This window comes from Myxococcus sp. AB025B (genome assembly GCF_006518215.1).
In the GTDB taxonomy this organism is placed as follows: Bacteria; Myxococcota; Myxococcia; order Myxococcales; family Myxococcaceae; genus Myxococcus; species Myxococcus fulvus.
Window position 1 is genome coordinate 1 of sequence record NZ_SRLW01000498.1, and the last position, 4,162, is coordinate 4,162.

Here is a 4,162-nt window from a genome sequence, read left to right on the forward strand (position 1 = left end):
GCCGCGGGGGGGGCGGCGGGTGGCGCCGTGACGGCCGCGATGGTCGGCTCGCCGGTGGGCGCGGCTTGCGGCGCTGTGGTCGGCGCGGTCTCCGGTGCGGCGTCCGGCGCGGCGTACTACGCGGGGACCCAGGCCTGGACCTACATGATGGGCGACAGCGCGCATCCACTCGCGTCCTTCGTACCGTCGACCGCGCTCGATTGACACTCACGCGTCCATGACTCAGGAGCCGGCACCCTCCGGGAAGAGCGTGCCGGGGCCTCGCCTCGAACAGGACCGTCATGCTCCGTCCGCTCGCTCGCTGTGGTCAGGTGCTGGGTCACGCCACACGTGTCGCCACGCTCGTGGGGCTCATCCTCCACTTCGCGCTGACGCTCCTGTACGTGTTCCCTCTCAACCCGGTGAAGATGGAGCTTGGCTTCGCCGCCGACCTCACCATCGGGACCTACTTCCCACAGAACTGGAGCCTGTTCGCGCCCACGCCGGTCCAGAGCACGCAGGTGCTGCTCGTCCGCTGTCTGAGCGCCGAGGACGTTCCCGAGGACTCCTCGCGGCCCCTGCCCAGCGAGGGCTGGGAGGATGTCTCCTCCGCGCACTTCAAGCAGGCCCAGCGGCATCGACTTTCCGCCTATGAACGGCTGGTGCGCCCGCTGCAGAACTCGCTGCGCACGTATCTCAATGGCGGCCCAGACCTGTACCCCTTCCACGAAGCCTGCGAGAAGGGTGACACCCGGGCGTGCGAGGCGCGCGATATCGCCCTCAAGCCCCGCCGAGAGCTGGCCTCGCGGATGTTCCGCCGCGTCGGCTCCGCGTTCTGTCGCGAGGCCTTTCCCCACAGACGATTCAGTGCCGTGGCCCTCCGCTTCCGCGAGCGTGGAGCGGTGCCCTGGTCGGCTCGCGCGGAGGGCCGCTCCAAGGAGCAGGACTTCGAGCTGGGGCTCTTCAAGCTCGACGAGACCGTCACACTGCCAGGCATCTACGAGGCGCAGGGAACATGAAGACCGCGCTGCGACAAGCCTGGGACTGGCTCGCGCTCAAACCCCACCAGCGCCACGGGCTGCGGGCGCTGCAGCTCTGCCTGGGGCTCATGCTGCTCTTCCGGGCCAGCACGGAAGGCCGCTTCGCCGCCTATCTCTGGGGCCCACAAGGCCTTGGCGAGGGCTCCAGCAAGGACTTCCTGAGCGCGCCGGTGGCACGCCTCGCGGATGGAATCTACACCCTGGACTGGGGTCCCGCGGCCCTGGTGACACTCATGGGCGCAGCCGCCATCAGCCTCGTCTTCGGCTGGTCGACGCGTCTGGCAACGGCCGTTGCGCTTCTGTCTTCCCTGTTCCTCGCGGCGCGATTGCCCGAGCTGGGGGATGGCGGAGACAACGTCGCCCGCCTGGTGCTGACGTACATGCTGTTCGCCCTGCCGGCCCACAAGGTCCCTCGCCGTGGCTCGTTGGAGGTCTGGCTCCACAACATCGCCATCCTCGCCATCGGGCTCCAGGTCTGCGTGCTCTACTTGACCTCGGGCTTCTTGAAGGCCACCGGGGACAAGTGGAGCAACGGCACCGCCCTGTACCTCGTGAGCCAGGTGGAGTGGTTCTCACACCCCTCGATGCGCCAGCTCTTCCACAATCCCTATCTGACGACAGCCGCGAGCTACACCACGCTCTTCTATCAGCTGTGGTTTCCCATCGCCGTCCTGACGCGGCTGCGGCTGCCCTTCCTGGCGTTCGGCCTGTTCCTGCACCTGGGCATCGCCGGCTTCATGGGACTCATCTGCTTCTCCCTCGCGATGATGGGCCTGGAGCTGTTCCTGCTCACGGACGAGGAGTATGCGCGGGCGGCAAGATGGAAGGAGCGCCTTGGGCAGGCGCTGCGAGCGAGGTTTCGCGCCTCGGTGCCCACGACGGAGGAGTCATGATGTCGGGAGTGAAGCTCAGCGGCGTGTCCTTTCGTCATGGGCAAGGGCCCGCCGTGCTGGACCAGGTGTCGCTGGAAGCGCGTCCTGGAGAAGTGTTGGGTCTGCTCGGCGCCAATGGGGCTGGGAAGACCACGCTCTTCCGCGTCGTGGCGGGCCTGTTGAAACCCAGGGCGGGCCAGGTGCGTGTCGCGGGCATCGATGTGGCCACGAACCCGAGCAAGGCCAGCCAGCGACTGGGCTTCGTCCCGGACGAACCCCTGCTCTATCCACGCTTGAGCGCCCTGGAGAACCTCAACCAGTTCGCCGTGCTGTGGGGAGTCCCGGCCACGCAGGCCCGTCCGTGGGCCGAGGCCCTGTTGCGCGACACGGGATTGTGGGAGGTGCGCGAGGCCTGGGTGGAGAGCTACTCACGCGGGATGCGGCAGAAGCTCTCTGTTTGCTGTGCGCTCCTCCACCGGCCATCCGTCCTCATGCTGGATGAGCCCTTCAACGGGCTCGACCTGGACGCGGCCCTGTGGCTGAGGGGACTGCTTCGAGCGCGAGCCGAGGCGGGGGACTGCATCCTGCTGAGCCATCATCAACCCGAGGTGCTCGATGTGCTGGTGGATCGCCTCGCGGTGCTGCATCGCGGACAGGTGATGGACTTGTTCGACCGCGCGGAGATGGCGAGACAAGGGGGGACCGCGAAGCTCTATCAACGCGCCTGCCGGGACGCGACGCTCCGCGCGGTTCGGGAAGGAGTCGCATGAACTGGGCGCTGGCGGCCCATGGCGAGGCCCGACATGCGCTGCGCCAGCTCGTCCCCTGGCGTTGGACGCGGTGGCTCCTGGGTCTTGTCGTGCTGGCGCTCGCCGTGGGGCTGTCCGTGTTCGTCCTCTTCATCGCGCCTCCCTCGCCGCGAAGGCTCGGGGTGGGCGTGATGGGCGGCTTCGTGGGCTTCAACCTGCTGCTGGCGACAGGCGCCGCCGGCGTGGCCCTATCCCGGTTGCTAGGCAGGCCCCAGGGGCCGTGGCTGCTGGCCCTGTCACCCGTGGGTGCTCGGGATGCGCTGAGAATCGCGCTGACGCCCACCCTGCTCGCGGCGCTGTGCCCGTTGACGTGCGTGGGTCTGCCCTTCGTGCTGCTCGCTTCGCGCGCGGCGCCGTGGGTGGCCTTCAGCATGCTCGTGGCGGGAGGCTGCGCGCTGGGGTGGGCCGTATGGGCCTCGGTCCGCATGGCGACCTTCCTGGGTCGGCGGCTCGGCAAGGAGCGCGGCGCCCGCGTGCTGGGGGCGCTCTCCGGCTGGCTGGCGTTCCTGTCCATGATGGCGTTCGGAGCCCTGGTCCGGCTGGAACTGGGGACACCCGCGCTGGTGTCGTTCCTCGTCCTGACGCCCCTGGTTCTGCCGCCGCTGTGGGCGCGCGCCCTGCACGCCTTCATGGACGTCCTGCGCGGGACGGAGACCCCCAGATGGTCGCCGGAGCCGAGGTGGGGACACGGAGGATGGGGACGGCTCGCATTGCGCTCGTCCTGGATGCCCTCGCTGCTGGCGCTGGTTCCCGCCACGGTGGTGGGCTTCGGCAGGCCCCAACTGCGCTGGACGCTCTGCGCACTGTTGACCGTGGCGGGAGTCGCCGCGGTACTGGACCGAGTTCTCGCACCCGAGCTGGCGCTTGCGGACCGGCTGCGTCTGGCGCCTCTCGGGGCGCGCTTCCGTGCGCGACTGTTGGCGACATGGGGACTGGCGGCGCTCGCCCCCGCGCTGACCGTCTGTGTGGCGGTAGGATGGGGGCACGGATCCTGGCTCGCCGCCATGACCGGAACAGGGCTCCTCGTCCCGTTCACCTACTGCCTCCGCCACCGAGGCCCACGCATCGCGGGCCAACTGGCATTACTCATCCTGGCGCTCGTGGCGTCCTGGCTCTGGGGAAGAGGATGAATTGTCTGCGTTGCAATGTCCGCATGACACCCGCGTCCATCGGAATTCTCCGGCTGCGTGTCACCCCGCCGGGTCGCTCCCGCCTGCGCAAGGGCGTGGAGACCTCCGTCCACGTGTGTCCTCGCTGTGGTCACGTCGAGCTCACGGTGAGCAACCCCGCGGCCTTCGTGGTGCCCGAGGAGTGAAGTGCGCGGGATGAGAGGCATTGCCATCGCGGTGTTCGTCGCGGCGCTCGCGGCGCTCGTGCTGAGCCGTCAGCAAGCCCCGGCGCTCGCACCGCCCACGTCAGGGCAGGCGACCACCCGGCCAGCATCGGCGCCCAGGCCCTCCCC

5 protein-coding genes and 1 pseudogene are annotated in these 4,162 nt (G+C 69.1%); all 6 read left to right on the top strand.

Annotated features, from left to right (window positions below):
* A pseudogene (locus FL311_RS41575) lies at window positions 1-204 on the top strand (hypothetical protein); the annotation flags it as partial.
* A 77-nt stretch (window positions 205-281) separates the two neighbouring features.
* Window positions 282-998, top strand: coding sequence for a DUF5819 family protein (locus FL311_RS44595; protein WP_194869605.1), 717 nt, complete (start codon window positions 282-284; stop codon window positions 996-998).
* A complete protein-coding gene (locus FL311_RS44600; RefSeq protein ID WP_194869606.1) occupies window positions 995-1,912 on the top strand; it encodes a hypothetical protein in 918 nt (305 codons plus the stop codon). The genes FL311_RS44595 and FL311_RS44600 overlap by 4 nt, the downstream gene beginning before the upstream one ends.
* Window positions 1,909-2,661 carry an ABC transporter ATP-binding protein gene (locus tag FL311_RS44605; protein WP_194869607.1) on the top strand — a complete coding sequence of 251 codons (753 nt, stop codon included), beginning with the start codon at window positions 1,909-1,911 and terminating at the stop codon, window positions 2,659-2,661. Before FL311_RS44600 ends, FL311_RS44605 begins: the two co-directional genes overlap by 4 nt.
* Window positions 2,658-3,830, top strand: a complete 1,173-nt coding sequence (locus FL311_RS41585; protein WP_141333150.1) for a hypothetical protein — start codon at window positions 2,658-2,660, stop codon at window positions 3,828-3,830. Before FL311_RS44605 ends, FL311_RS41585 begins: the two co-directional genes overlap by 4 nt.
* Before the next feature lie 23 nt (window positions 3,831-3,853).
* Window positions 3,854-4,015, top strand: a complete 162-nt coding sequence (locus tag FL311_RS41590) for a hypothetical protein (RefSeq protein WP_153882728.1) — start codon at window positions 3,854-3,856, stop codon at window positions 4,013-4,015.
* Window positions 4,016-4,162: the final 147 nt, after the last annotated feature.

What these genes read in the sequence shown, in the direction of transcription:
- FL311_RS44595 (WP_194869605.1), top strand. Translation starts at nt 282, where the DNA reads ATGCTCCGTCCGCTCGCTCGCTGTGGTCAGGTGCTGGGTCACGCCACA.
- FL311_RS44605 (WP_194869607.1), top strand. Translation starts at nt 1,909, where the DNA reads ATGATGTCGGGAGTGAAGCTCAGCGGCGTGTCCTTTCGTCATGGGCAA.
- FL311_RS41590 (WP_153882728.1), top strand. Translation starts at nt 3,854, where the DNA reads ATGACACCCGCGTCCATCGGAATTCTCCGGCTGCGTGTCACCCCGCCG.
- FL311_RS44600 (WP_194869606.1), top strand. Translation starts at nt 995, where the DNA reads ATGAAGACCGCGCTGCGACAAGCCTGGGACTGGCTCGCGCTCAAACCC.
- FL311_RS41585 (WP_141333150.1), top strand. Translation starts at nt 2,658, where the DNA reads ATGAACTGGGCGCTGGCGGCCCATGGCGAGGCCCGACATGCGCTGCGC.